Here is a 2779-nt window from a genome sequence, read left to right on the forward strand (position 1 = left end):
CCGCCGGTCAGCGGGAGGGGTTCCGGGGGCCGGGCGGGGCGAGGAGGTGGGCGAGCAGGCCGGCGGCGGGGGCGGCGGCGAGGCCTTCGAGGGTGACCGGGTCGCCGGCGCCGTCGGCGACCGGGAGGCGCCAGTTCGGGTACTGGTCCCAGGTGCCGGGCAGGTTCTGCGGGCGCGGGTCGCCGACCAGGTCCGGCAGCCACACCCCGACCAGCTCCGCCGGGGTGGCCCGCAGGAAGCGGTACAGCACGGGCATCGACAGCGGCTCGTCCGCGTCGAGCAGCCCCAGCCCCGCCAGCTCCGCCCGCCAGTCCGCCAGCTCCGCCGCCGCCTGCGCCTGCTCCTCCCCCAGCGGACGGGCCAGCAGGCCCAGCCGGTGCCGCAGCTCGACGTGCTCACCGGAGAGCCGGGCGGCGGTGCTGGGCAGGTCGTGGGTGGTGAGGGTGGCCAGGCAGCCCGGCCGCCACCGGTCCGGGCCGAGGATCGCGCCGTCGGCCTGCCAGTCCCGCTCGAACCAGAGCACCGAGGTGCCGAGCACCCCGCGCGCCGCCAGCTCCTCCCGTACGCCAGGCTCCACCGTGCCGAGGTCCTCGCCGATCACCGCCGTCCCGGCCCGGTGCGCCTCCAGCGCCAGCACGCCGAGCATCGCCTCCGCGTCGTAGCGCACGTACACGCCCTCGGTCGGGGCGTGCCCCTGCGGGACCCACCAGAGCCGGAACAGGCCCATCACGTGGTCGATGCGCAGGGCCCCCGCGTGCCGGGCGGTGGCCCGCAGCAGCTCCGCGTACGGGGCGTAGCCGGCCTCGGCGAGCGCGTCCGGGCGCCAGGGCGGCAGGCCCCAGTCCTGGCCGTGGGCGTTGAAGGCGTCCGGCGGGGCGCCGACCGAGATCCCGCCGGCCAGCACGTCCTGCAGCGCCCAGGCGTCCGCGCCGTCCGGGTGGACGCCGACGGCCAGGTCGTGGATCAGGCCGACCGGCATGCCCGCCTCGCGGGCCGCCTGCTGCGCCCGGGCGAGTTGCTGGTCGACCTGCCAGGCGAGCCAGCAGTGGAACTCGATCCGCTCCCCGAGCTCCTTCTCCGCCTGCTCCACCTGTGGGCCGTCCGGGTGACGCAGGCCCTTCGGCCAGTGGTGCCAGTCCGGGCCGTGCACCTCGGCCAGGGCGTTCCACAGCGCGTGCCGGCGCAGCCACTCGCCCTCGCGACGCCGGTACGCCTCGTACTCGGCCTGGCGGCCGGGGCCGCGTGGCACCTCGTGCAGCAGCTCCAGGGCCTCGCGCTTGAGCCGCCAGACGGCGTCCCGGTCGATCAGCGCGTCGTGGACGAGCACCTCGTCGCGCAGCCGGGCCGCGCGGCGGGCCAGCTCCTCGGTCTGGTCGCGCTGCCCGCCCTCCAGGTACGCGTACTCGGGGACGGCCTCGATCCGCAGGTGCACCGGGTCGGCGAAGCGGCGCGAGGACGGGCGGTACGGGGAGGGGTCGGAGGGGGCGCCGGGAAGGGCCTGGTGCAGCGGGTTGATCTGCACGAAGCCCGCCCCGAGGCCGGCCCCCGCCCACCGGGCCAGCTCGCCGAGGTCGCCGAGGTCGCCCATGCCCCAGGAGCGCTCGGACAGCACGGAGTACAGCTGGGCGAGGAACCCCCAGCTGCGGCCGGGGAGTTGCGGCAGCCGCTCGGGGGCGACGATCAGCGCGGCCTTCGCCCTCCTGTCACCGCACTCCGCCGTGAGCAGGTGGCGCCCCAGCGGCAGGTCCCCCGGCACCCAGTGCGAGTGCCCCCGCGGCAGTTCCCAACTCCCCCCGTCCTCCAGCTCCACCCGCAGCCGGGCGTCCGCCGGCACGTCCAGCGCCGTCCGTCTCCCCTGCCGGACCACCACGCACGGCGGCAGCAACCGGCCCCGCTGCACGGCCCGGTGACGCTCCAGCGCCTCCCGCACCTCCTGCGACGTCCCGGCCGCCACCCCCATCGCCGCCAGCACCGCGACCAGCGTCCGCGCCCCCACCGCCTGCCCGCCCGGCCCCGGGTGCCCGGCGTCCACCCCGTACGCCTGCGCCAGCGCCGCCAGTTCGGCGGGCGGCGGCGGAGCATCCTGCGCCGGCACCTGCTCGGCTCCGTCACTGTCGTGGTAAGCGGCCACTCGCGGCTCCTGCGATGTCTCGGCAACGCCCGGTCGGAACAGCCACAGTCCTACCCGCGTGACACCACGATCACCCAGTGCGACACGGAGCCACCCTCCGTGTCGCGCTCCGGTCGACGGGTACATCGACCCCGCCCTCCGCCGAACTCGGCGGTGCCGCCTGCTCTGTCGCGCTCCTGACCCCCGGATTCCGACCGGGCGACAGGGCCCGTGCCGTCGATCGGCGGCACGGACCCGACGCGTTGTGGAGGCGGTCCGGGGCAGTCCCCCGGGCTGCTCGGGCAGAGTGGCGAACCAGGGCAAACCAGTCATAGCCGTCGGCGACGTTGACACCGGATTGGCCAGCTGGTGGGGTTGCGGACGATGTGGTCGTGGCCTGGCGAGGAGGCTCCTGTGCAAGCCCGAGTGTCCGTTGCGGCCGGGCGGCGGCTGCGGTCGCAGCTGGAGCAGAGTCCGGCGTTGCGGGAGGTGTTGCAGCACCCCGCGGCGGTGGTGGCGCGGCGGGCGACGGCGCGGACGTGCCGTCAGCTGGCGCCGCGGGCGGCGGACCGGCTGATCGCCGACCTCAAGGGGACGGAGCCGCTGTTGGCGTCGGTGCGGGAGGAGCGGACGGACCGGGCCGCGGGGCGGCCGGGACGGCGGACGATG

Annotated in this window: 2 protein-coding genes; one reads left to right on the top strand and one right to left on the bottom strand. The window is 76.7% G+C overall.

Annotated elements, in window-relative coordinates; all coding sequences use genetic code 11:
• Window positions 1-7 precede the first annotated feature (7 nt).
• Window positions 8-2131, bottom strand: a complete 2124-nt coding sequence (gene malQ, locus KS423_RS42795; RefSeq protein WP_224285099.1) for a 4-alpha-glucanotransferase — start codon at window positions 2129-2131, stop codon at window positions 8-10.
• Between the two features lie 393 nt (window positions 2132-2524).
• Here malQ and KS423_RS42800 point away from each other — a divergent pair.
• Window positions 2525-2779, top strand: a 255-nt coding sequence (locus KS423_RS42800) for a hypothetical protein (RefSeq protein WP_224285100.1), incomplete at its 3' end; no start/stop codon positions are given.

The sequence above is a fragment of the Streptomyces sp. LS1784 genome, from assembly GCF_020103755.1.
Lineage (GTDB): Bacteria > Actinomycetota > Actinomycetes > Streptomycetales > Streptomycetaceae > Kitasatospora.